Raw genomic sequence first — 23,283 nt, 5'->3', positions numbered from 1 at the left:
GTCGATGACGTCAGGGCGGTATAGCACTCGACTACCTGAACCTGAGGTGGGACTACCTAGTCGTCCCCCTTCCTCGCGCCTCAGGGAGCGGTTGGGGCTCCTCGCACCCCAGGGAGCCGATGGACACTCCGGACCTGGGGCTGTGGGTGACGAGCGCGAGACCTCAGTGCCCGTTCATCCGCCGCGCTTTGCGGGGAAGGGTGCGGTCGAGTCCGCTCGATGGCGTGATGACACGTGGGGGACTCAGGTAGGGGTCACCCGCGTCGTCGATTCCCTTGACCGGTTGATGCAGGGGCAGGAGCGTGTACTCGTCGTGCCAGGGATAGTGGCCGTTCTCGTCGGGCCAGACGACCTGCAGGGCCGGGGTGTCGGGGAAGAGCAGGTTCGCCATCAGCAGATCGTCCTTGTCGATGATCTCGATCAGCCGGACCGGGTCGTAGAAGGCGCCTGTGCTGATCTCGGCACGAGCGCACACAAGGGTGCGCCAATCGTGTTGGTGGAGCAGATCGGCCAACTCGTTCAGCAGTGCGGGTCCGGTCTGCGGATCGAGCCCGTACACGGCGAGGTCGGGTATGTCGTGCAGGACCATGCCCGCGGTGTAGGCGAACGGGCACTCGCGACCGGCGTCGACGGCGGTGACCTGCCAGCCGTCCCTGCGAATGGTCTCGATCGCCGACCGGATGTGCGGGTTGGGATGCCAGCGGGGTAGTCCGCGGATGGCCGACGCGTGATCCGACATGGTCGCTCCTTTGTTCGAAGGTGATCCCATGACAACACGGGGGTCCGACAGAAACGCTCAGCCGATCGGAACCCGCAGGATGCGGTCGTCGTTGGCGGCCGATGCACCCCGACCGTCCGTATTGCTGGTCGAGATCCACAGACTGCCGTCGGGCGCCGCCTCGACCGCGCGCAGACGTCCGAGCTCACCGTCGAAGCGCGACGACGTTGATCCCGCCCGACCGTCGCGCAGGGGGACCGTCCACAGCCGTCGTCCGCGCAGCGCAGCAACATAGGCCGTGTCGCCGACAATCGCCAGACCTGCCGGCGACGCCTCGTCGGTCGACCAGGTCACCTGAGGTGCGACGTAGGCGGGGTCGTCGGATTCGCCCTCGTGGATCGGCCAACCGTAGTTGCGGCCCCGCGCGATCAGATTGAGCTCGTCGCGCTCGTTCTGTCCGAACTCGGTCGCCCACAGTCGGCCCGCACTGTCGAAGGCCAAACCCTCGACGTTGCGGTGGCCGTACGAGTACACGGCGTTACCAAACGGATTGCCGGGCCATGGACGGCCGGCGCGGTCGATCCGCAGAATCTTCCCGTTGAGCAGCCGCACGTCCTGGGCGACCTCGGGTTGCGCGGCATCCCCGACCGCGACGAACAGGCTCCCGGCCGCATCGAACAGCAGAGCGCCACCGTGATGATTGGGGGCCGTGTCCAGACCGGTCAGAAGCGGTTGTGGCGGCCCGAGTCGTCGGCCGTCGAAATCCATTCGGGCGACTCGGTTGTCGGAGGCGGTCGTGTAATAGACGTACACCCCGGACTCATCGCCGGGTGCCAGTGCGATGCCTTGCAACCCGCCCTCACCGCGCGGCGCGACCCCGGCGACATCGCCGATCGTGGTGACCTGACCGGTCGGGGAGACGCGGACGATCGCGGCGTCGTCACGCTGGGTCACCAAGGCGTCACCGCCCGCGAGGAACGCCATGGCCCACGGGACGTTGAGGCCGTCGGCGATCGTCGTGATGCCCGACGGCGGAGTCGTGGGTGGTGCCTGCTGATCCGACTGCGCGCACCCGGCGACCAACCCGACACCGCCCAGAGCCGTCGCGGTCAGGAACGTGCGCCGATCGATGGCCATGGCTCCAGCATGCCGTAATCGGCGGTGTTCACCGCGCCGATCGTCTGGCGATCTCGATGACCTCGTCTTCGGTCGGCGGACTCTGCGGGTGGTAGGAAAGGCAGAGTGGAGTCTCGACCTTCACGAACGGACCGCCGTCGATCGCGCTGTAGAAGGTGCCGGTTGGCAGACGTCCGACGTCGGAGACATTGCTGCCCTTGCGTGACGCGAGCTCCTTGGCCGCGGCAACCTGGGTCGGATGATTGAGCAGCCCGAAGAACTGGGTTGACGCATTGCCGCTGATCCGGTTGTGGATTCCGGTCGGGGACTGCGTCGCGAAGATCAAGCCGAGCCCGTACTTGCGCGCTTGTGAGGCGAGTGCGAGTGTGCTCTGCGTGGCCGCCGTTGTGCCCGGCGCAGGTGCAAAGTTCTGTGCTTCGTCCATGACCAGGAGGCCGCCCAGTGGTCGGTCGGTAGCCGGGTTCTTGCGGATCCAGGCGAACAGGGCCATCTGCAGCTGGTTGACGAAACTTGCTGCGCGATCGCCGGTTCCGAGCCCGGCGAGGTTGATGACAGAGATACGGGCCCGAAATCCGGGTGTTGGCGTCAGTAGGTAACCGGGATCCGCCGGTGCGGCATCGCCGCCGAAGACGGGGTCGTTTGCCATGGATGCCTTCAGGTTCTCGGCCAGATCGACGGCGAGCTTGGGCGCCTCGGCCAGCGTGCTCACATTCTCCGGCAGTTCCGACAGCATGGCGATGAACGACTCGAGACTGCCGCCACCTCGTCGGCCGAAAGCGTTCATCGCTTGTCGCAGTACGGCTTCCGAGCGAGTTGCCTTCGCAGTTCGGCCCGCGATTCGCGCTCGTGGTGCGATGGCGGCGACCGCCGCGTCAACAGCAGCATCGAACTCGTCGCTGTCGCCCGCGATGGCCGAGAAGTCGGGCAGTGGGCGGAAACTCAACGGGCGACCGTTGTTTCGACCAGGTGTGAATACCGCCACCTCGGTGTCGGCAAAGTACCGGTGCGCGAGTTCACGGTCGCCGGGCGCCCACTGTCGCGCAGCGCCGTCAGACCACGGCACACCCAAGCGGGCCAGGTCGTTGTTGATGTCGAGTACTATCGACGAGACGCCATGAAGCGCCGCCTCTTCCACGATTCGACGAATGAGGACGGTCTTGCCCGACCCGGAGCCGGCGAAGATTGCGGTGTGTTTGCGCATGGCGGCCAGGGGCAGCACGACACTGTCCCCAGCAGTCCCGCGGCCCAGGACGATCGAATCGCTCGTCGCCTCTCCCGACGACGTTTTCTCGCTCTCTGTTTCGGATGTGCCGACGTCTTGTTCGGTGTCGGTGGTCGGCGTCGACGTCGATTCGCGTGCCGCAGTGAGTACGGTTGCAAGACTCTTGATGTCGTCGACCGGACGTCGAGCGACGATCCATTCGTGCAGGTGCGGCGACCGCTCCGACCGCAGCTGAGCCAATGCCATCAGGGCACGGATGTCGTCCTGCGACCATGCGACCACGAGCCCACCGCGCGAATCGAGTTCGTTGACCATCGACGCGGTCTTGGGTCCGCTCGGCCACGCCTCTCTCCGAAGGATGACGAGGGTCCGCGCGATTCCTCCCAGACTCAAACCGGCTTGATTGGTGGCGTTCTGCAGTCGCGTCTGTACGGCGCGGGCATTCGTGGCCGCGATTGCCCGGAAGCTCCAGGACTGTTCGATGTCGCGATGGGGGTCGATGACTTGCTTGATGCGTGCGTGCAACACTGCTTTCGGGCTCGGCTTCGCGTCCAGATGCCAGCCGCCGGTATCGTCCGGCAGGGCTTCGATCCATGCGGCGAGACCCGCCTGCAGAATCGGCGGGACCACATGATCCTCGGATTCGCCGGCAAGTGCTGGTGCCGGGTCGACGGTCTTGATCAGCTCGGCATAGCGCCGATCGAGCTGTCCGAGAACATCATCCGTAGGAGGCTTGGTGACGAGGGGCTCTTCGATCTGATCGGTCGACGTCGTGACGCCGGCGCCTGCGAGCGAGGTGATCTCGCTGAAATTGCCTGCGCGAAGTTGGCCGGCGATCTGTCGATCCACCGACATCATCAGCTCGCGTGGCGTGTACTGGTCGGTCTCGGACAATGCGGTGTCTGTCACCGGCCAGGTCGGAAAGGGCGGAGTGAAACCGATGGCGTCGAAGCACGGGGTGAATCGCTTCGTGAGGAGCAGTCGCCCGAATTCGGTATCGGTGGGACGCTGCAGGGTCGGCGGCAAGCGGAAGCGATCGATGGCCGATCGCATCACGTGACCTTCGAGGTACTCCCATGCGGCCGTGATGGACGAGACGACCGACACGGTGCGACTCATGGTGTCGCGCAATTGCATCAGCCCGTGCGCGACCTTCTCGACGATGCTCTCTTCTCCGGGCAGTGCGGACTTGCCCGCTTCGATCAAGGTGTCGATCTGGTCGATGGCGAGGACTGCGGCGTCGTCGAAAGCGACGATCCGCGAGATGTTCTCGGCGATCTCCTGATAGCCGAGACGTGCGTTGCGAATTCCCCATTCAGCCAATTCGTCGACGTCGTCGACGTCGAGGTGCAGGAAGGCCTCACCCAGGTCCTTGGTGGCAAAGTCGTCGGATTCCAGCAGCACCAGCGCACGCAGAATGTGTTGCGAGCGCCGCCGATGCCGGGAGTGCCGGGTGTAGACGCCGTGGACGAAGTCGTCGAGGGTGTCGGGAGTCAACTGCGCACTGCCTGTCACGGCACGACGGGTGGCCTCGCCGACCTCGGCATCGCGTGCCAGCCTATCGAGTAACTGGTTGAGCTGAGATCGATGCGTCGGCGTCGGACGGCTCAGGTCTTCGAGGATGGCGATGACCACGGATTTCCAGAAGTCGCTTCCGTCAAGGAGTTTCACCAGGAAGAAGTAGCCGCCATCGGTATGCACACGCTCGCGCACCTGGCCGAGCAGGTGCGTCTTTCCCGAACCTGCCGGACCACGAACGGCAACCCCGATCGGGCTGCCCGCGACCGATCTCCGCGCGTCTCCGAACGCACGCAGGATCTCTTCCAGGGTGGCCTCATGGAGACCGCCGACGTGATATGGCGCAGCGGCGCCCCAGACGTCGTCGGGAGTGTCGGCCCAATCGAGTCGGATGGCTTCAAGCGCGCGGCGAATTCCGTTGTCCATCAGACCTCCTCGATGGCGAACAGATGGCATCGTTGGGTGCCGACCAGGACCGCGGTGGCACGGTCGATGTCGGTCAGCAATGCCTGATCCTCTTGCGGGATGAGGCTCACGCCCGCACGACGCTGTAGTTGGATCGCGGCGTCGTCGAAGGCCTCCGGTTCGATTCCGGCGGCGGTGCGAAGCTTGGCGATCTCGACGAACTCCCCGGGATGGGTTGCCAGCGAATGGTAGGCCGCAACGAAACGCTGAGATGGGTCGGCGGTTGAGCACTTGGCTGATTCATCTGGCCGGGGGCGACCGAACAGCTCATGCAGTCGGAGATCCTCGTCTGCGAGGTACCGTCCGATGCCGGCGAGTACCGAGTACAACGCCCGATACGGCGGCAGCGACCTGTTGGGTGGGCTCGCCATGAGTTCAGTTGCACACCAGGCCCATCCGCGGTCGGTCAGGGCGTGATACCACGCGTTGCGCGCACCTTTCCTCGATTCGATCAGGCCGTGGCGCAGCAGGGTGTCACGTCCGCGTTTGTCGAGCGACGGTCCGATCTTCGAGAGATCCGGGTTGGCGATCTCACGCGACTCGGCCATGAGCACGAAAAGGATCGCGCTCAGTGTCGGCGTCAGTTGCGGGTGTTCCACGTCGGATGCTCCTCGGTTGATGGTGAGGTCATAGGGTCGGTCCGTTGGCCGAGGACGAGACGTATCTCGTCGACGACCTGATCGATGGATTCGAGGACCTGCTCGTTGGTGTAGCGCAGCACAAGGTGACCGCTTCGTTGGAGCATGTTGTCGCGGATGCGGTCTCGGGTGTATTTGTCCGGGCGGCGGTGATCGGGCCCATCGACCTCGACCACCAGGCGCTGTGCCATCCACAGGAGATCCACGATCACCGTGGGCGCCAACGGATCATCGAGCGCCGGACTTCTGTTCCATCGCCGTTGGTGAGCCCACGGCTGTCGCGAGAGCGCACGTTCCAACGACTGTTCGGCGATACTGTGCGGAGCGGGCGAGCCCGGGCGACGGGACACCGTGAGCACGGGAGCGGCGGGCTCAGGCTTCATCGCACCCGAGTCGCCGACCGGCAGGTGGCCGCCACCGAGCCGGATCAACGGAATTCGGGTGACCGTGGGCAGGGCGTCCGCGGTGAGCCACACGGTCAGACCTCCGTGCTCGGCCAGCCATTCGCAGGCGGTGGCTGCCGCGGACTGTGCGAGGGCGGTGAGATCAGAGTCCGCGCGGACGGCGAGAACGACGTCGGGTCGGCCGTAGGTGTGCCGGAGCAGCCGCATCAGACCATCGGCTCGCACCTCGAGTGCCGCGCGTTGCGGCGGCCGACGACCCGCGGCGGCGGCCCGCGCCAACTCGACGATGATCGAGGTCGGCAGGCCGGTCGTCGAGCACAGGTGACGCGCGCGTTCGTCGGCGTCGGCAACATCCATCAGCGTCGCGGCATCGCTGTCGGGCAGCCAACCGGGGAACAGGCCGACAAGGATGTCCTCGAGTGCGCAGAGTACTTCCGACACCACTTGACGAGCGCTGCGCTGGTCGGGCCCTCGATAGTCGAGGATCACCGGTAGGTCCTCGGAGACAGCGTCGACGAGAAGATCGAGCCCGTCTGCATCGATGTCAGCGATGCGCAGGACATGTCCCGGGCGTAGAGCTGGGGCGACCTGCGCCGACGAGACCACGTTCATCGGTGACTGAATATAGCCGCAGACTCGGACATCGGCTCGGGTGGAGCAACCGGCTCAGAGTCCAACGAAGCTTCCCGCGATCCGTGGCGGACCGACCGGACCGAGTTCGACCGAACCGGCCGGGTCAGACACGATATCGTTGGCGCCTCCCGAGGTACCAGCGTGGCGGCGGGCCGGTCAGCCAGTCAGCACAGTCAGCAGAACAGCCGAATCATCCTGTGCGACAAGGCCTTGACGCGAGTTCGGGACGATCACGAGGTCGCCGGCGACTCCGATCCAGTCGAGGTCGGCGGTGGTGGTGAGGGTGACGCGGCCACGCAGGACCTGAAGCGACGCCTCGTGGGTGCTCTCATGGTCGGAGAGGGAGTTGCCGGCGGTCAGGGCGATGACCGTCTGCCGGAGGTGATGGGCCGAATTGCCGTGCAGGGTGTGCGCGGCGCGCCCGCTGTGCGCTTCGCGCGCGGTCGCGATCAGTTGATCGACCAGGTCGGGTAGTCGCGTCGTCTGCATGCGTCCAGCCTTCCACCAGACGCGCCGACGGATACGGGAATCGTCAACCTTCCTCGACCACCGCCGCCCGCTCGACCGTCAGCAGGCTCTCGGCGTGGTGTTCAGCGTGGTACGCGTCTCCGCCGCCGCGCACGCCGAAGAGGCGTTTGCTCCAGATCAACCACACGACGGCGGCGATGTTGACTGCCAGCAGCAGGATGCGGACGATGGTCACGCGTTCGGTGAGTTCGTAGATCTCGATCGGCAGGAACAGGCTGGTGACGACCACGGCGAAGTACTCACCCCACCGTCGCATGAACCACAGCCCGCCTGCCTCGATGAATTGAGTTGCGGCATAGGCGATGAGTGCGATGCCGATCCACACGATCGTCGTCGACGACAGGGTGAACGATCGCTCGATCCATTCGACGACTTTGGAATCGTCGATGTTCCAACCGATCTGGTCGGCGATGGGACGAAGCAGCGGCATCTCGGCCTCGAATTTCGACCGGATGGAATCCTGGCTGTGTCGTAGCGAGATGACCACGATGCCGGCGGCGAGGAGGAACAGTCCGCGGATGGCGCGCTCGGCGGCGAGCAGTCGCATGATGATGAGGTCACGGAGCAGTCGGCCGCGCGGTACCTCGGGCGCGTGGTCGGCGGGGCCGCTACGACGAGGATCGCCGGGGACAAACGCGCCGCATCGCAGGCAGCGCCATGAATCGCCGGCGGGGGTCTCGACGTGGAGCCGTGCGCTCAGCGCTGCCTCGTCGGGCGCGTAGGTCTCGTGTCCGCGTAGCCCGCAGGAGAACAGTTCCCAGTTCACGTCATGCAGCGTAGGTGCCTTCCGGGCTCCTCGGCACGGGGTCGTCGTCCAACTGACTGCACGGTCAACGGTGATTCGGGTGTGCCGGCCGTCGGCGCCGGTTAGCGTCGCGACCGTGACGCACAAGATGATGGCGGCAATATGGGGTCCGCGAGTGGATCTGGTAGCCGCGGTGCCCGACGCTGTCCGCAACGCGCATCGAGTTCAGGTCAACATCTCCGACAACGCGGTCGACGGCGCGATGCGGATCAGTGAACTCGACCCGCCGATCGAGGCGGTGGTGAGTATCTGGACCGACGACCTCGATGCTGCGATCGCCGACCTCGCACCGATGGCCGACCGCGTCGCCGCCTGGGAGGTCACCGAACGTGCCCCGCTCGATCCGTTGTTGCCGGCCGACGGTTCGCGCATCGACGCGCTGAGCAACATCGCGTTCCTCCGGCGGCCCGACGAACTGACCCGCGACGAGTGGCTGCACATCTGGCTCGACGATCACACACAGGTCGCGATCGACACCCAGGCGACGTTCGGGTACTACCAGAATGTCGTCGACCGTCCGCTCACACCCGATGCGCCGACCGTCGACGCAATCGTCGAAGAACTGTTCCCGATGGCGGCGGTGTCCGACGTCCACGCGTTCTACGGCAGCGGGGGAGACCAAGCCGAACTCGAGCGTCGTATGACGGCGATGCTGGAGAGTGTCGTCCGGTTCGGCGCGGAGCGAAACCTCGACGTCGTGCCGACGTCGCGTTTCGACGTCGCACTCTGATCCGCAGAAGTTCGGTGACCAGCGCTCTGGCCTGCACATAAGCGTCCACCACCCCACCGCTCGCTGAGGTGCCCGAGGCGCCGGCCGAGGGATGCCTCGAAGGGCAGGCGAACGGGCCACGTCAGCGAGGCGCCGGGCCACTGAAAGTAGGGGAAGGTTCTTCCCCTACTTTCTGCCCCTGCTTGTTGAGTCGTCCGCGAGAAAATTCGCGGGGAGGACTCGAGGGATAGGGGACGAGTTTCTTCCCCTATTTTTCGTGGATCATCGTCGCCGCGCCACGCTCCGCGGCCCGGGTGCGCACCGCGACAACAGAAGTTGCAGTTTGACGCGCCAGGCGCGGCAAGATGCAACCTCTGCGGCAGCGATTTGGGTCTGGCCAGCAAATTCCCTACACTAGAGCGGTTGCCTGTGCACTTCAGGTGCTGGCACACAACTGAATAGTCTCCGGTGCCGGCGAAAAGCCAAGGGCATCGGCGGCGAGAACCTTCAGAAACAACTATCCACTTCGTGGAAGGCCCACCGCAGGTCAGGGATCATTTTCCCGCGACAGGCGCTGTATGGGAACCGCTACGAGAAAGGTTGACGGTCAACCATGACCATGACTGACCCGATCGCAGACTTCTTGACACGTCTGCGCAACGCCAACTCGGCGTACCACGACGAGGTGACACTCCCGTCGTCGAAGATCAAGGTGAACATCGCCGAGATCCTCAAGCGCGAGGGCTACATCACCGACTACCGCACCGAAGACGCGGAGGTCGGCAAGAGCCTCGTCGTTTCCCTCAAGTACGGCCCCAGCCGTGAGCGCTCCATCGCCGGACTGCGCCGCGTCTCCAAGCCGGGCCTGCGGGTGTATGCAAAGTCCACCAATCTGCCCAAGGTGCTCGGCGGCCTCGGCGTGGCGATCATCTCCACGTCCTCGGGTCTGCTCACCGATCGTCAGGCAGCCAACCAGGGCGTGGGCGGCGAAGTCCTCGCCTACGTCTGGTGAGGGAGGGGTAAAAGACAATGTCGCGTATCGGTAAGAACCCCATTCAGATCCCTTCCGGCGTCGACGTCACCGTCGACGGCCAGAACGTGAAGGTCAAGGGCCCCAAGGGTGAGCTCGCGCTCACCGTGTCCGAGCCCATCGCCGTCGCCACCGAGGACAACTCGATCGTGGTGACCCGGCCCGACGACGAGCGTCGCAGCCGCGCACTGCACGGCCTGTCCCGCTCGCTGATCAACAACCTGGTCGTGGGCGTCACGCAGGGCTACACCACGAAGATGGAGATCTTCGGCGTGGGCTACCGCGTGCAGGCCAAGGGTCGCGACCTCGAGTTCGCGCTCGGTTACAGCCATCCCGTGCCGATCGAGGCTCCCGAAGGCATCACCTTCGCCGTGGAGTCCCCGACCAAGTTCTCGGTCTCGGGTATCGACAAGCAGCAAGTCGGCCAGATCTCGGCGAACATCCGCCGCCTGCGTCGTCCGGACCCCTACAAGGGCAAGGGCATTCGCTACGAGGGTGAGCAGATCCGTCGCAAGGTCGGAAAGACGGGTAAGTAAGCCATGAGTGATACAGCAACCAAAAAGGTCCGTAAGCCGCTCGGCAAGGACGTGTCGACTCGTCGTCGTACGGCGACCGTCAACCGTCACTTCCGCCTGCGCAAGAAGGTCAGCGGCACCGCCGAGCGTCCGCGCCTGGCCGTGAAGCGCAGCAGCCGTCACATCCACGTCCAGCTCATCGACGACCTCGCCGGCAAGACGCTGGCCGCGGCCAGCTCGATCGAGGCCGACGTGCGTGCCGCGGGTGGCGACAAGTCCGCCCAGGCCGCCAAGGTCGGCGAGTTGATCGCCAGCCGTGCCAAGGCCGCCGGCGTCGACGCCGTCGTGTTCGACCGTGGTGGCAAGGACTACCACGGCCGGATCGCCGCGCTCGCCGACGCCGCCCGCGAGGGAGGCCTGCAGTTCTGATGACCAATTTCTACAGCTACACCAACATGACCGGAGGGAACCTCTGATGCCCGGACGTCAGCGTGACGGCGGAAACGGACCCGCCGGTAACGACAACAACAACCCGAACGCAGGCGGCAACGACCGTCGCGGTGGTCGCGGACGTCGCGACGACCGTGGTGGCCGCGACCGCGACCAGGACCGCAACCAGCTCGAGCGCGTTGTCACCATCAACCGCGTCTCGAAGGTGGTCAAGGGTGGTCGTCGCTTCTCCTTCACCGCTCTCGTGGTGGTCGGCGACGGTCAGGGCATGGTCGGCGTCGGCTACGGCAAGGCCAAGGAAGTTCCTGCGGCCATCCAGAAGGGCGTCGAAGAGGCTCGCAAGAACTTCTTCCGCGTGCCGCTCATCGGCGGCACCGTGACCCACCCGGTTCAGGGTGAGGCCGCGGCCGGTGTCGTGATGCTTCGCCCCGCCAGCCCCGGTACCGGTGTCATCGCCGGTGGCGCGGTTCGCGCGGTGCTCGAGTGCGCGGGCGTCCACGACGTCCTCGCCAAGAGCCTCGGCAGCGACAACGCGATCAACGTCGTCCACGCCACCGTTGCGGCGCTCAAGATGCTGCAGCGTCCCGAAGAGGTCGCGGCCCGCCGCGGTCTCCCGATCGAAGACGTCGCGCCCGCCGGTATGCTCCGCGCACGGGCCGGCCAGGGAGTCTGATAGCCATGGCTGAACTCAAGATCACCCAGGTCAAGGGCACCATCGGTACCAAGAAGAACCAGCGTGACAGCCTGCGGACGCTCGGCCTCAAGGGCATCCGCAAGTCGGTCACCCGCGAGGACACCCCGATCAACCGCGGCCTCATCAACGTGGTTCGTCACCTCGTGACAGTCGAAGAGGTTAAGTAACAATGACCATCAAGCTCCATCACCTTCGTCCCGCTGAGGGCGCGAAGACCGAGAAGACCCGCGTGGGTCGCGGTGAGGGCTCCAAGGGTAAGACCGCGGGTCGCGGCACCAAGGGCACCAAGGCACGCAAGAACGTGCCCGCCGCCTTCGAGGGTGGCCAGATGCCGATCCACATGCGGCTGCCGAAGCTCAAGGGCTTCACCAACCGCAACCGGGTCGAGTACCAGGTCGTCAACGTCGGCGACATCGCGCGCCTGTTCCCGCAGGGCGGCACCATCGGCGTCGACGAGCTCGTCGCGGCCGGTGCGGTGCGCAAGAACCAGCTGGTCAAGGTGCTCGGCGACGGTGACCTCACCGTCAAGGTCGACGTCACCGCCAACAAGTTCACGGCTGCGGCCAAGGAGAAGATCGCCGCTGCCGGTGGCAGCGTCACCGAGCTCTGACAACGTCTGACCGCCGGTCGGGTACAGCCCTCACGCTGTGCCCGACCCGGCGGTTTTCGACGCTACGGTAGAGTTCAACCGTTGTCTGGGCGCACCCATAGATCACTGTCGATTGCCGAGCACACGGGGGCCGGGTCACTCGATCCGGAAGGCACCTCGCGTGGTCGTTCCTAGGAGGAGTTAGTGCTTTCCCCCCTCTTCGCGGCCTTCCGGACGCCCGATCTGAGGAAGAAGATCTTCTTCGTCATCGGCATTGTCGTCCTTTACCGGCTCGGCGCGACGATCCCATCCCCGGGTGTGAATTACCAGGCCGTGCGGACGTGTCTGGACGAGGTCTCCCGCGGTGACTCCAGTTCCGTCTACTCGCTGATCAACCTGTTCTCCGGCGGCGCATTGCTGCAGCTTTCGGTGTTCGCGATCGGCATCATGCCCTACATCACGGCGAGCATCATCGTGCAGCTGCTCACCGTGGTGATCCCGCGTTTCGAGCAGTTGCGCAAGGAGGGCCAGTCCGGCCAGGCCAAGATGACGCAGTACACGCGTTACCTGACGGTCGCGCTCGCGTTGCTGCAGTCCACCGGCATCGTCGCCCTCGCCGACCGCGGACAGCTGCTGCCCAGCACCTGTTCGACGAGCAGCGAGGTCATCTCCAACCAGAACATCTTCGGTCTGTCGATCATCGTGCTCGTGATGACCGCCGGCGCCTGCCTCGTCATGTGGTTCGGTGAGCTCATCACCGAGCGCGGCATCGGCAACGGCATGTCGCTGCTGATCTTCGCCGGTATCGCGGCTCGTATCCCTGCCGAAGGCCGCACCATCCTCAACAGCCGCGGCGGACTGGTGTTCGCACTGGTCTGTGTGGCGGCGCTGCTGATCGTCGCCGGCGTGGTGTTCGTCGAGCAGGGCCAGAGACGCATCCCGGTGCAATATGCCAAGCGGATGGTCGGGCGCAAGATGTACGGCGGGTCGTCGACCTATCTGCCACTGAAGGTCAACCAGGCCGGCGTCATCCCGGTCATCTTCGCGTCGTCGCTGTTGTATCTGCCGCAGCTGATCGTCGAACTCACCCGCGATCCCGAGAAGGTCTCCGGCTGGCAGACGTGGGTCACCGACCACCTCGCCAACCCGAGCGACTGGGTGTACATCGCCGTCTACTTCGCGATGATCATCTTCTTCACCTACTTCTATGTGGCGGTCACGTTCAACCCGGAGGAGCGGGCCGACGACATGAAGAAGTACGGCGGCTTCATCCCCGGCATCCGCCCGGGGCAGCCGACCGCCGACTACCTCGGCTATGTACTGAGTCGCATCACACTGCCGGGTTCGATCTACCTGGGTATCATCGCGGTACTGCCAAACCTGTTCCTCGAGATCGGTAACAGCGGTGGTGTACAGAACCTGCCATTTGGGGGCACGGCCGTCCTGATCATGGTCGGTGTGGGACTGGACACGATGAAGCAAGTCAACAGTCAATTGATGCAACGAAAGTACGAAGGATTCCTCAAGTGAGACTCGTGATTCTCGGCCCCCCCGGAGCAGGCAAAGGTACCCAGGCAGAACTGCTGAGCGAAGCACTCGGCATTCCGCACATCTCCACCGGTGACCTGTTCCGCGCGAACATTTCTCAGGGAACAGCAGTAGGTGTCGAAGCCAAGAAGTACCTCGACGCGGGCAATCTCGTTCCGTCCGAGATCACGGTCGACATGGTGCGCGCACGCGTCGGCGAGCCCGACGCCGCCAAGGGATTCATCCTCGACGGATTCCCCCGCTCGACCGAGCAGGCCGACGCGCTCAAGGACATCCTCGCGGCGCTCGACACCTCGCTCGACGCGGTGCTGTCCTTCGAGGTCGACACCGATGTCGTCGTGGACCGCATGCTTGCACGTGGTCGGGCCGACGACACCGAAGAGGTCATCCGTAACCGGATGGCGGTGTACACCAAGGAAACCGCACCGCTGCTCGCCTACTACGGCGACCAGGTGAAGAACATCGACGCGGTCGGCGACATCCAGGACGTGCATCAGCGCGTGCTGAGCGCTCTCGGCGCCGGAGTCTCCTGAGGCGGATATCGCGTTGTCTCGCATGGGCTTCCGCAAGCGTAAGCGGGTCCCCTTCCGGACCGCCGGAGAGCTCGACGCCATGGCGGCGGCGGGCGCGATCGTCGGTGCGGCGCTGGTCGCGACGCGATCGGCCGCCGCTGCGGGCGTGAGCACTCTCGAGCTCGACGAGGTGGCCGAGACGGTCATCCGCGAGGCGGGTGCGGTGCCGTCGTTCAAGGGCTATCACGGGTTCACCGGCTCCATCTGCAGCTCGGTGAACGAGGTCGTCGTGCATGGCATCCCCAGCGCGGATGTGGTTCTGGCGCAAGGTGATCTCGTGTCCATCGACTGTGGGGCGATCCTCGACGGCTGGCACGGTGACTCCGCGTGGACATTCGGCGTCGGCGACCTGAGTTCGGCCGATTCCGATCTGACCGACGCCACCCGGCTGTCCCTGGAAGCCGGCATCGAGGCCATGGTCGACGGCGCACGCCTGACCGACATCTCACACGCCATCGAGATGGGAACGGTTGCGGCGGAACGGAAGTTCGGTCGTCGCTTCGGCATCGTCGACGGCTACGGCGGACACGGCATCGGCCGCGAGATGCACATGGAGCCGTTCCTGGCCAACGAAGGTGAGCCCGGCCGCGGACCATGGCTGACGATCGGCTCGACGCTGGCCATCGAGCCGATGCTCACGCTCGGCACCACCGAGACCACCGAACTCGACGACGGCTGGACCGTCGTCACCGACGACGGGTCGCGCTCGGCCCATTGGGAGCACACCGTCGCGGTCACAGCCGACGGGCCCCGGATTCTCACCACCCGCCCCGCGTAGCGACGAACGCCGGGCGGGCGTCGCTGCAGATTGTTACGCTGACCTCCGATAATCCCGGGGCGTGGGGCGCGGGAGCCCCTTCGACGCGGCGGTGAGCGATGACCACTACTGAGGAACAGTCCACGTCGAGCGCCGGCCGGGTTCTCCCGATCATCGCGTCCGGTGCGCGACGAGTACCTTTCACGATCGTCCTGTTCCTGCTGGTGCTCGTCGCGGGCATCGCGACGGGCGCGCTGTGGGGACGCGCCCCCGAGAAGGGCTGGTACGCCGACGTCGCTTTCGGGCTGCCGGCGCTCGGTGACGGGCGGATCTGGACGGTGTTCACCGCCGGCATCTTCGAACCGAGCCCGGGGACCTACGTCGTTGCCCTCCTGCTGATCGCCGTCGGATTGGGTTGGGCCGAATGGCGTTTGGGCACCGGGCGAGCCGTTCTCGTCTCTGTCGGCGGTCTCGTCGGGGTGGAACTGATCAGCGCCGGGGTGTTCTGGATTCTGACGCGCGGATCTCTCTCGTGGGAGTGGGCGCGGGAGATGGGGCGGGCGCTGTCGGTGGATTCCATCACCATGGTGGTCTGTGCTGTCGCGGTCGCGTCGGCGACCTTGCGCTCGCCATGGCGGCTGCGTCTTCGGGCGCTGCTCGTGGCCGCGGTGTCGACGGTGTTCCTGTTCGAAGGGACGCTCGCGAGTTCGCAATACGTGTTGGCGACGGTCGTGATGCTGTGGATCGGCGAGCGTTGGTTCAGCGTCGGGGAGAAGGGATTCCTGCCCCGCACGCGTCGCGAGGTCCGACTCCTCGCCTGTGTCGGCCTCGTGTTCATCGCCGTCGCATCGCTGGTGGTGTGGTTCTTCCCGACGAGCGGGCCGCTGGGCCCGACGGACGCGGCCGACGACGACTCGCTCGTCTCGATGCTCATCGGTGTGGTGATCAACGTGCTGATCGCCGACCAACTACGACGCGGAAAGCGCTGGGCGTGGTGGGTGGCCGTAGTCGTCGGTGGCATCAACGTGGCGGTGACCGTGGTGGTGCTGGTGCTGATCGTGCTCATCCGCGACGTCGGCGCACACGCCAGCGTCACCGTGGGTACCACCCTGCTGTGGGCGGGCGTGCTGGCGATCCTGATACCGGGCCGGTTCGCCTTCGGCGTCCCGTGGCGCGTCAAGCAGATCGGCGCCGCGCCCGGGGAGGAGCCCGTCGACCAGGTGAAGGACCTGTTGCGCGAACACGGCGGCGGCACGATGTCGTGGATGATCACCTGGCCCGGAAACGATTATCTGTTCTCGGCCAACGGAACTGCCGTGACCACCTATCAGAATCACGTCGGGACGCTCCTTGCCCTGGCGGACCCGGTGTGCGCCGACGACGAGATCGAGACCGCGGTGCGCGGGTTCGTCGACCTCGCCGAACACAGCGGTAAGATCCCCTGCTGGTTCTCCGTCGGTGCTCGGACCGCGGAGGTTGCGGCGGAAACGGGTTGGCGCAGTGTGCAAATCGCGGAGGACACCATTGTCGACCTACCGGGTCTGGAGTTCACCGGAAAGAAGTGGCAGCACGTGCGGTCAGCGCTGAACAAGGCGCGTAAGCAGGACATCTCGTTCCGGTTGACGACGCTGCCCGACGAGTCGTTTGCGGTGAAGACGCAGGTGCGCGCGATCTCCGAGGAGTGGGTGGGCGACAAGGGCTTACCCGAGATGGGTTTCACGCTCGGCAGCGTCGAGGAGGCACTCGACCCCGAGGTTCGCGTCGCGCTTGCCGTCGATGGCGACGGCAGTATCCACGGCGTCTTGTCGTGGTTGCCGGTCTTCGGACCCGGTGGTGTGGTCCGCGGCTGGACCCTCGACATCATGCGTCGACGTACCGACGGATTCGGCCCGGTCATCGAATACCTCATAGCCTCGTCAGCGCTGGAGTTCAAAGAGCAAGGGGCCGAGTTCATCTCGCTGTCCGGAGCGCCGCTCGCGCACAGCGACGACGCGCCCGATGCCGAGCGGATGGACCGCGTGCTCGACACCCTCGGCGCCACGCTCGAACCGTATTACGGTTTCCGGTCGCTGCACGTGTTCAAGAAGAAATTCAACCCCCGCTATGAACCGGTATTTCTCGTATACCGAGACGAGGCAGACCTGCCCCGCATCGGCCTGGCCATCAGCCGTGCTTACTTGCCGGACGCTACGCCCGCCCAGATGCTGCGGCTGGCGCGGTCTCATCAGGACCAGTGACCGTACCGGCGGTCGAGATCCGTTCTGCGCCTGTGTAGATCACCATCGAATCGCCCCGGGAGAACCCGACGAGGGTGATACCGCGATCGTCGGCGAGGTCGACGGCCAGCGACGACGGCGCCGACACCGCACACAGCATCGGAACGCCGGCCATCGCGGCCTTCTGTACCAACTCGAAACTCGCCCGACCGGAGACCTGGAGCACGCTGCCGTGCAACGGGATTCGACCCTCCTGCAGTGCCCAGCCGACGACTTTGTCCACGGCGTTGTGCCGACCCACGTCCTCGCGCAGCACGAGCATCTCGCCGGTGGTCGCGTCGAACAGGCCCGCGGCGTGCAGACCGCCGGTCTTGTCAAAAACGTTCTGCCCGGCGCGGAGACGGTCGGGCAGGGACAAGAGAAGGTCGGCGTCGACGCGCAATGACGTGGGGCCCACATCGAAAGCCGAGTGGGTGGTGACGGACTCGATGCTGTCCTTACCGCAGACCCCGCAGGCACTGGTCACGGGAGTGGCCCGGATGCTCGACGAATCAGGGGCGGCAACGCCGGGGCCCAGCGTCACGTCGAGAACGTTGTAGGTGTTGGCGCCCGAACTGTCGGTGCCTGCGCAGTAGCGGGCCCCGACCACGTCGTCGATTCCGGTGATGATCCCCTCGGACACCAGAAACCCCAGCGCGAGCTCGACGTCGTCGCCGGGCGTGCGCATGGTGACCACGAAACGCTCTCCACTCAGACGGATCTCGAGTGGCTCCTCGACTGCGAGCGTGTCGGCGCGCGTCGACGGAGCCATGCCACGTCGGAGTCGCGTCACGCGTCGTCGGGAGGTGATGCGTCCCATGCGACCGAGACTACGCGCGGAGACCTCAGAACAGTCCTTGGTCGGTCGCGACTCCATTCAGGTGTCGAGGATGATCGTCACCGGACCGTCGTTGACCAGCGCGACCTGCATGTGCGCGCCGAAGCTGCCGGTGGCGACCGTCGCGCCGAATCCCCGCAAGGCCTCAACGACCGCGTCGACCAGCGGTTCGGCGACCGGTCGGGGTGCCGCCGCGTTCCACGACGGCCGACGACCCTTCGCGGTGTTGGCGTACAGAGTGAACTGGCTGATCACCAGGATCGGCGCGCCGACGTCGGCGGCGGCGCGCTCCGAGCCGTTGTCGTCGGGGTCGAGGATGCGCAGTCGCCAGATCTTGTCGGCGAGCTTGGCCGCCTCGGCGGGAGTGTCGTCGTGGGTGACCCCGATCAACGCCACCAGGCCCTGACCACCAGGCGCGATGTCGAGGCTGCCGACGACGTTGCCGTCGACCGTGACCGCCGCCGATGTCACCCGCTGGAGGACCGCTCTCATGCCGACAGGTTAGCGGCGCGCGGCGGGTCGATAGGGTGGGCGCAATGGCCAAGAAGTCCCGACGCAAGAAGCAGACGTCGCGCGAGCGGGAAGCGCGTCGGCGTCACCTGCACTCGGTGCCGCCTCCACCGGCGCACGACGACTTCACCGACGAGCCGCTGTTTCAGCAGATCCGAGCGTCTCTGCGCACCGATGAACCGATCGACCTGCTGATGACCGTCGCGGGATTGATCGAGGCCACTGACCCGCGCAATGCGAATCCGCTGTTCCCGGATGAAGAGGTGCTCACGCTGGACCCGCTGGTCGAATCGTTCATCGGGCTGCCGTACGCCGAGACGACTGCCGCGCTGATGGTCATGAAAGCGCTGATCCCCGACGACGCTCTCCGTACCCGGATCGCGAGCGAACTTGCGACGCGTCGCCACCCCATGCCGAACTGGTTGAACAGCCTTGCCGACGCCCGGGCGAGTTCCGACGTCTCCCTCGCCACGCACGAACTCGGTGACGGGGACGACTATGTCATCACGGTCGACATCGGCCGTGATCCGGTCACATTCCTCGTGTTCGTCGACCACAATCTCGGGTCGGTGGTCAAGGATGCGTTTCCGAGCCCCGAGTCCCACGCAGAACTGCTCGCACGTATGCGTGAAACTATCGACGCGGCCGACGGCGCGGCGATCCGCACCGTCGACCCGGCGACGGGGCGCGCGACGCTGGAGGACGCGATCAAGTTCGGCGCCATGATCGTGCCGCGCCTCGAGACCGACACCTGGCCGATGTGCCGGCCGATCCTGGAGTGGGCTCTTCGGTTCCTCCCCGCGGGCGGAGAGTCGTCCGTGCCCCGACCGTTGTCGGACGAGGAGCAGGCCGACCTGTCCGACGCGTTCTTCGCGTCGTCCTATGGACGTGACCTCGACAACGCCGACGCCCGGTCCGCTTTGGAAAACCTGATGTGGCTCAACGATCCCGACCCCATGCGGTGGAGCCCGGTGGTGGTCAAGCGGATGCTGGTCGACCTCATTCCGGGCAAGGTCGTCGACACGCGTGAATCCCTTGCCCGGTACCCGGACCTGATGCGCGCGTTCATTGCGTACTGCCACGAGGTTCGCGGTGCGACGCCCACCTCCCGGTTCGAGACGACTGCGGCCGTGATGCGCCACGAGAAGGCTTTCCACCGGGCGATCAACAACAGCAACCGCCCGAGTCGCGCCGAGGAGATCGCCGACATCGCGCGGTTGTCGTTCCTCGGTCCCGACGACCAACCCAGGCCCGACTCGGCCGCCGAACCGAACGTACCCGACACGATCGGGCCTGAGATACTGCTCAGACTCCTCGACGACAGAGTCGGGGGCCGGGTGGCGCTCGTCGAACTCGACGACACGCCACTGCCCGACGAAGACTTTGTGCGCGACGGCATTCCGGACGACATCGTCCCGGTGGTCGATGAGGTTCTCGACAAGTGTGACGCGTGCGCCGACGCATTCTTCGACGTCGAACATCGCACGGCCATGCGTCGGATGCTGTCGCGCGCGGCGCGCAACGATCCGACGATCTTCCGTCGCAAGCCGGCAGCGAACCGACTCGCAGCTGCGATCGGATGGGCGATCGGTCGTGCCAACGACTCCCTGAACGGGCAGTTCGCGACGACCACCGTCACCGACTTCCTGGCATGGTTTCAGGTCAAGGGCAGCGTTGCGAAACGCGCGGAGGCCATCCTCGCGGCCAACGATGCGCCCACGCACCAGCGCTACGGGATGATGATGCTGGGCACCCCCGATTTGCTGACGTCGGAGATGCGGCACTCGCTCATCGGGATGCGGGACAAGATCCTGCAATCGGAATAGGCCGCGGACGCGCTCGGTTGCCCACAACATGACGACATCGGACAGGGCAGCACACATCGAACGCTTCGGGACGCACGGCACATGGGGATGGTTTGGCCGGTTCTCGCCCGACGAGGCCGCGCAGATCGAGGACCTCGGGTACGGCGCCATCTGGCTCGGTGGGTCGCCGAAACACCTGAAGCCCATTCGCAAAGTCCTTGCCGCCACTCAGAACATCACCGTCGCGACCGGCATCGTGAACATCTGGAACACCGACGCCGGGACCATCGCCGACGAATTCGCCGACCTCGAGAACGACTTTCCCGGTCGCTTCTACCTCGGCATCGGTGCCGGCCACCCGGAGGCCACCGCCGAGTACGAGAAGCCCTACGACGCGGTGAGCCGCTACCTCGACACGCTCGACGCGAAGGGCGTGCCCGTCGAACGTCGCGTGCTGGCCGCGCTGGGACCGCGCATGCTGCGGCTCTCCGCCGACCGCGCACTCGGTGCGCACCCGTACCTGACGCCGCCGTCGCACACCAAGATTGCGCGTGAAACGCTCGGCCCCGATTCGCTGCTCGCACCGGAACACAAGGGGGTGCTCGGCACCGATCCCGAGGCGGCCCGGGCGGTCGGCCGTCCGCCGGTGGATCAGCCGTACCTTCACCTGCGCAACTACACCTCGAACCTGAAGCGCCTGGGCTGGACCGACGCCGACATCGAGAACGGCGGCAGTGATGCTCTGATCGACGCGCTCGTCGCGCACGGCACCGCGGCGCAGGTGCGAGCACAGGTCGACGAGCATCTCGCGGCCGGTGCGAACCACGTCGCCGTTCAGGTGCTCGGGTCGGAGACTCCCGTCGAACAGTTGGCGGCGATCATCGGGGCGTGAGTCACGTCAGCGCGTAGGTGACGGTCACGGTGAAGGTGAGCCGCTGCTGCCCGGGTTCCAGTGGCACCGGAGCCGCCGCGACATCGCGCTGGTAGGTGGGCGCAGGTTGCTGGCCACCGCTGGTGGTCTCGTTGATCGTGATGACGTCGCCGAGAGAGTCGTCGGCCAGCGATGCGTACTGCTCCGCGCGACTGCGAGCGTCCTTGAACGCCGTCTCGCGGGCCTGCTTCATCAGCGCCGAATCGTCGTCGATCGCGAAAGTCACGTTGCTGATCCGCGTCTCGTTGCCGCCGGCATTCACCGCCGCGCTCAGCACCCCCGACGCCTTCGGGATGTCCCGGATGATCACCCGAATCGTGTTGGTCGCCTGATATCCGGTGATCTGGCTGGTGCCACCGGGCGCGGGTGACGAGTACTGAGGAGTGAGCGTCACCTGCTGCGTCTGCACATCCTTGCGTGCGACGCCCGCCGCCACCACGGCGTCGGTCACCGCAGCCACCTTGGTGCTCGCCTGGTTGAGCGCCGCGGACACATCGCTGCCGGTGGCCTCGATGCCGATGTCGGCGCGGACGGTGTCGGGGGTTCCGGTCACGGTGCCGGTACCCACGACGGTGACGGTTCGTTGTGGCGATGAGCTGTCGTCGCCGCAACCGGCGACCAGCGCCACGATGGCCGCGAGCACGCCCGCGGCGACGGCTGCCCGGCGCCTCATTCGTACGGCTCCTTCATGAGCATGGCGAATCCCCATCCGACGAGCGAGATGACGATGGCGCCGAAGATGGCCGACCAGAAGAAGTCGTCGACCTCGATTCCCCAATGCGTGGTGTTACGCGTGATCCACGCCGTGATCTCCAGCATGAATGCGTTGATCACGACGTGGATGAGGCCGAGGGTCAGGATGTAGAAGGGGATCGCGATGATCTGCACGATCGGCTTGATGACCGCGTTGACCAGCCCGAAGATGACTGCGACCACCAGGACGATGCCCAGCTTCTCCCAGTTGTTGGAACCGCCCACGAAGTCGATGCCCGGAACGATGAGCGACGCGATCCACAACGCGAAACCGGTGAAGACCGTACGAACAAGAAACGCTGCCATGTCGCACAGTTTGCCAGGACATGCGACTCCCGAGTCGGGTGGTCAGGGCCGAGGCGGTCCGGGATTCCACTGGGGGTGACCGGTCGGCGGTCCGGCGGGGCCGCGATATCCGGGCTGGTGCGGACGCGGGGGCGCGTTGCCCGGCATCGGGCCGGTCGGTGGTCGGACGTGCACGGGTGCGCTCGGGTAGACCTGGCCCGGTGCGCCAACCGGTTGACGCGGGAGCGGTGTCGGACCGCTGGCCGGTGGCGGCTTGACCATCGATGGACCGGACACGGGGGCATTCATGCCGGGGTGGGCGGTCGGGTTGCCGACGCCTCGTGCGTTGAGTGCCTGATTGATCGCGGGATCGCCGAGGGTGCCGAGGTAGCGCAAGAGGTCCGGCTCGGCCGCGGGATTGGAAGCCACGTACGGCCGCAGCGGCGGTGCGTTGTTCACCATGTGCGCCAATGTCTGCGGCGGCGTCGTCGGATCCATCGCGGCTCGGACGTCGGCGGGACTTGGGGGAGTGCTGCGGCTTCCGGGGGTACCCGAGTTCAGGGAGTTCAGAAAGCCTGCGATCTGCTCCCGACGAGCCCACGCGAACCGCACGATGACCCCGATGACGGCGGCGATGACGATGAGGATGAGAGGCGCGGAGACCTTGAAACCCTTGCCGCCGCCCTTTCGCGCCAGAACATCGCCGACGTCGGTGCCGCTGGGATCGACCGCGGCCAGGACCTCCAGGATCATGGCGCCAACGTAGCAACCGTGGTGAGGCCGAAAATAGAGTCCGACCAGAGGAAATGTCCGTTCAGAGAGCTCCGCGGGGCAAGTGCTCTCGACTCCGAGTCCCGGTCGACCCGAGATCTCGTCGAATCAGCGACCCACGCGCCGCCTGCGGCGGCGATCGTGGAGGAGGGAAGAGGGCCGTGGAGCGCGGCGCGGCGACGATGATCCACGAAAAATAGGGG

Annotated in this window: 25 protein-coding genes; 13 read left to right on the top strand and 12 right to left on the bottom strand. The window is 65.9% G+C overall.

Annotated elements, in window-relative coordinates; genetic code table 11:
• Positions 1–163: 163 nt before the first annotated feature.
• The 7 genes from ABZW74_RS17050 to ABZW74_RS17020 form a co-directional block, all read right to left on the bottom strand.
• Positions 164–739, bottom strand: a complete 576-nt coding sequence (locus tag ABZW74_RS17050) for a DUF4262 domain-containing protein (RefSeq protein ID WP_355277785.1) — start codon at positions 737–739, stop codon at positions 164–166.
• A gap of 57 nt (positions 740–796) precedes the next feature.
• Positions 797–1,855, bottom strand: a complete 1,059-nt coding sequence (locus ABZW74_RS17045; protein ID WP_355277783.1) for a PQQ-dependent sugar dehydrogenase — start codon at positions 1,853–1,855, stop codon at positions 797–799.
• Positions 1,856–1,883: 28 nt separating this feature from the next.
• Complete coding sequence (locus ABZW74_RS17040; RefSeq protein WP_355277781.1) at positions 1,884–5,021, bottom strand: DUF87 domain-containing protein; 3,138 nt, start codon at positions 5,019–5,021, stop codon at positions 1,884–1,886.
• Positions 5,021–5,659 carry a MarR family transcriptional regulator gene (locus ABZW74_RS17035; RefSeq protein WP_355277779.1) on the bottom strand — a complete coding sequence of 213 codons (639 nt, stop codon included), beginning with the start codon at positions 5,657–5,659 and terminating at the stop codon, positions 5,021–5,023. The genes ABZW74_RS17040 and ABZW74_RS17035 overlap by 1 nt, the downstream gene beginning before the upstream one ends.
• The gene (locus ABZW74_RS17030; RefSeq protein ID WP_355277776.1) at positions 5,641–6,714 is read right to left on the bottom strand and encodes a DUF559 domain-containing protein; all 1,074 of its coding nucleotides are present in this window, start codon (positions 6,712–6,714) and stop codon (positions 5,641–5,643) included. Before ABZW74_RS17030 ends, ABZW74_RS17035 begins: the two co-directional genes overlap by 19 nt.
• A 177-nt stretch (positions 6,715–6,891) precedes the next feature.
• Positions 6,892–7,224 (bottom strand): LuxR family transcriptional regulator, encoded by a 333-nt coding sequence (locus ABZW74_RS17025; protein WP_240860227.1) that lies wholly within the window; start codon positions 7,222–7,224, stop codon positions 6,892–6,894.
• Between the two features lie 43 nt (positions 7,225–7,267).
• Complete coding sequence (locus ABZW74_RS17020) at positions 7,268–8,029, bottom strand: DUF2127 domain-containing protein (protein WP_240860226.1); 762 nt, start codon at positions 8,027–8,029, stop codon at positions 7,268–7,270.
• A 115-nt stretch (positions 8,030–8,144) separates the two neighbouring features.
• Here ABZW74_RS17020 and ABZW74_RS17015 point away from each other — a divergent pair, with 115 nt between their 5' ends.
• The 11 genes from ABZW74_RS17015 (at position 8,145) to ABZW74_RS16965 (ending at position 17,169) form a co-directional block, all read left to right on the top strand.
• A complete protein-coding gene (locus ABZW74_RS17015) occupies positions 8,145–8,798 on the top strand; it encodes a hypothetical protein (RefSeq protein WP_355277772.1) in 654 nt (217 codons plus the stop codon).
• Between the two features lie 592 nt (positions 8,799–9,390).
• Complete coding sequence (gene rpsH, locus ABZW74_RS17010; RefSeq protein WP_010842213.1) at positions 9,391–9,789, top strand: 30S ribosomal protein S8; 399 nt, start codon at positions 9,391–9,393, stop codon at positions 9,787–9,789.
• Positions 9,790–9,806: 17 nt separating this feature from the next.
• Positions 9,807–10,343 carry a 50S ribosomal protein L6 gene (rplF, locus tag ABZW74_RS17005; protein ID WP_240860223.1) on the top strand — a complete coding sequence of 179 codons (537 nt, stop codon included), beginning with the start codon at positions 9,807–9,809 and terminating at the stop codon, positions 10,341–10,343.
• 3 nt (positions 10,344–10,346) lie between these two features.
• Complete coding sequence (gene rplR / locus ABZW74_RS17000) at positions 10,347–10,751, top strand: 50S ribosomal protein L18 (protein ID WP_240860221.1); 405 nt, start codon at positions 10,347–10,349, stop codon at positions 10,749–10,751.
• Positions 10,752–10,797: 46 nt separating this feature from the next.
• Positions 10,798–11,445 carry a 30S ribosomal protein S5 gene (gene rpsE / locus ABZW74_RS16995; RefSeq protein WP_240860218.1) on the top strand — a complete coding sequence of 216 codons (648 nt, stop codon included), beginning with the start codon at positions 10,798–10,800 and terminating at the stop codon, positions 11,443–11,445.
• Between the two features lie 5 nt (positions 11,446–11,450).
• Positions 11,451–11,633: a 50S ribosomal protein L30 gene (gene rpmD / locus ABZW74_RS16990; RefSeq protein WP_012835380.1), complete on the top strand. Its 183-nt coding sequence runs from the start codon at positions 11,451–11,453 to the stop codon at positions 11,631–11,633.
• Between the two features lie 2 nt (positions 11,634–11,635).
• Positions 11,636–12,076, top strand: a complete 441-nt coding sequence (rplO, locus tag ABZW74_RS16985) for a 50S ribosomal protein L15 (protein WP_240860216.1) — start codon at positions 11,636–11,638, stop codon at positions 12,074–12,076.
• Between the two features lie 183 nt (positions 12,077–12,259).
• On the top strand, positions 12,260–13,585 hold the full coding sequence (gene secY, locus ABZW74_RS16980; protein ID WP_240860214.1) for a preprotein translocase subunit SecY: 1,326 nt from the start codon (positions 12,260–12,262) through the stop codon (positions 13,583–13,585).
• The gene (locus ABZW74_RS16975; RefSeq protein ID WP_240860212.1) at positions 13,582–14,136 is read left to right on the top strand and encodes an adenylate kinase; all 555 of its coding nucleotides are present in this window, start codon (positions 13,582–13,584) and stop codon (positions 14,134–14,136) included. The genes secY and ABZW74_RS16975 overlap by 4 nt, the downstream gene beginning before the upstream one ends.
• Positions 14,137–14,158: 22 nt before the next feature.
• A complete protein-coding gene (gene map / locus ABZW74_RS16970) occupies positions 14,159–14,953 on the top strand; it encodes a type I methionyl aminopeptidase (RefSeq protein ID WP_355277766.1) in 795 nt (264 codons plus the stop codon).
• A 98-nt stretch (positions 14,954–15,051) separates the two neighbouring features.
• On the top strand, positions 15,052–17,169 hold the full coding sequence (locus tag ABZW74_RS16965) for a DUF2156 domain-containing protein (RefSeq protein ID WP_355277764.1): 2,118 nt from the start codon (positions 15,052–15,054) through the stop codon (positions 17,167–17,169).
• On the opposite strand, the gene fdhD is transcribed toward ABZW74_RS16965, so the two are convergent.
• Both fdhD and dtd read right to left on the bottom strand, forming a co-directional pair.
• Entirely contained in the window at positions 17,120–18,007 is an 888-nt protein-coding gene (fdhD, locus tag ABZW74_RS16960; protein WP_355277762.1) for a formate dehydrogenase accessory sulfurtransferase FdhD, read from the bottom strand. The genes ABZW74_RS16965 and fdhD overlap by 50 nt on opposite strands.
• Before the next feature lie 57 nt (positions 18,008–18,064).
• Positions 18,065–18,517, bottom strand: coding sequence for a D-aminoacyl-tRNA deacylase (gene dtd, locus ABZW74_RS16955; RefSeq protein WP_355277760.1), 453 nt, complete (start codon positions 18,515–18,517; stop codon positions 18,065–18,067).
• 44 nt (positions 18,518–18,561) lie between these two features.
• Between dtd and ABZW74_RS16950 the strand changes: the two genes are divergently transcribed.
• Positions 18,562–20,361: a hypothetical protein gene (locus ABZW74_RS16950; RefSeq protein WP_355277758.1), complete on the top strand. Its 1,800-nt coding sequence runs from the start codon at positions 18,562–18,564 to the stop codon at positions 20,359–20,361.
• Between the two features lie 28 nt (positions 20,362–20,389).
• Positions 20,390–21,232, top strand: a complete 843-nt coding sequence (locus ABZW74_RS16945) for an LLM class F420-dependent oxidoreductase (protein ID WP_355277755.1) — start codon at positions 20,390–20,392, stop codon at positions 21,230–21,232.
• 1 nt (position 21,233) lies between these two features.
• On the opposite strand, the gene ABZW74_RS16940 is transcribed toward ABZW74_RS16945, so the two are convergent.
• The 3 genes from ABZW74_RS16940 to ABZW74_RS16930 are packed head-to-tail and all read right to left on the bottom strand — an operon-like array spanning position 21,234 to position 23,062.
• Entirely contained in the window at positions 21,234–21,944 is a 711-nt protein-coding gene (locus ABZW74_RS16940) for an SIMPL domain-containing protein (protein WP_355277752.1), read from the bottom strand.
• Positions 21,941–22,330, bottom strand: a complete 390-nt coding sequence (locus tag ABZW74_RS16935; RefSeq protein ID WP_355277749.1) for a phage holin family protein — start codon at positions 22,328–22,330, stop codon at positions 21,941–21,943. Before ABZW74_RS16935 ends, ABZW74_RS16940 begins: the two co-directional genes overlap by 4 nt.
• Positions 22,331–22,372: 42 nt before the next feature.
• Positions 22,373–23,062 (bottom strand): hypothetical protein, encoded by a 690-nt coding sequence (locus ABZW74_RS16930; RefSeq protein ID WP_355277747.1) that lies wholly within the window; start codon positions 23,060–23,062, stop codon positions 22,373–22,375.
• Between the last annotated feature and the right edge of the window lie 221 nt (positions 23,063–23,283).

Origin of the sequence: Gordonia sp. NPDC003585, assembly GCF_040610755.1 — a bacterium.
Lineage (GTDB): Bacteria > Actinomycetota > Actinomycetes > Mycobacteriales > Mycobacteriaceae > Gordonia.
The sequence above is the reverse complement of the archived record's forward strand: the minus strand, read 5'-3'. Positions and strand labels throughout refer to the sequence as shown.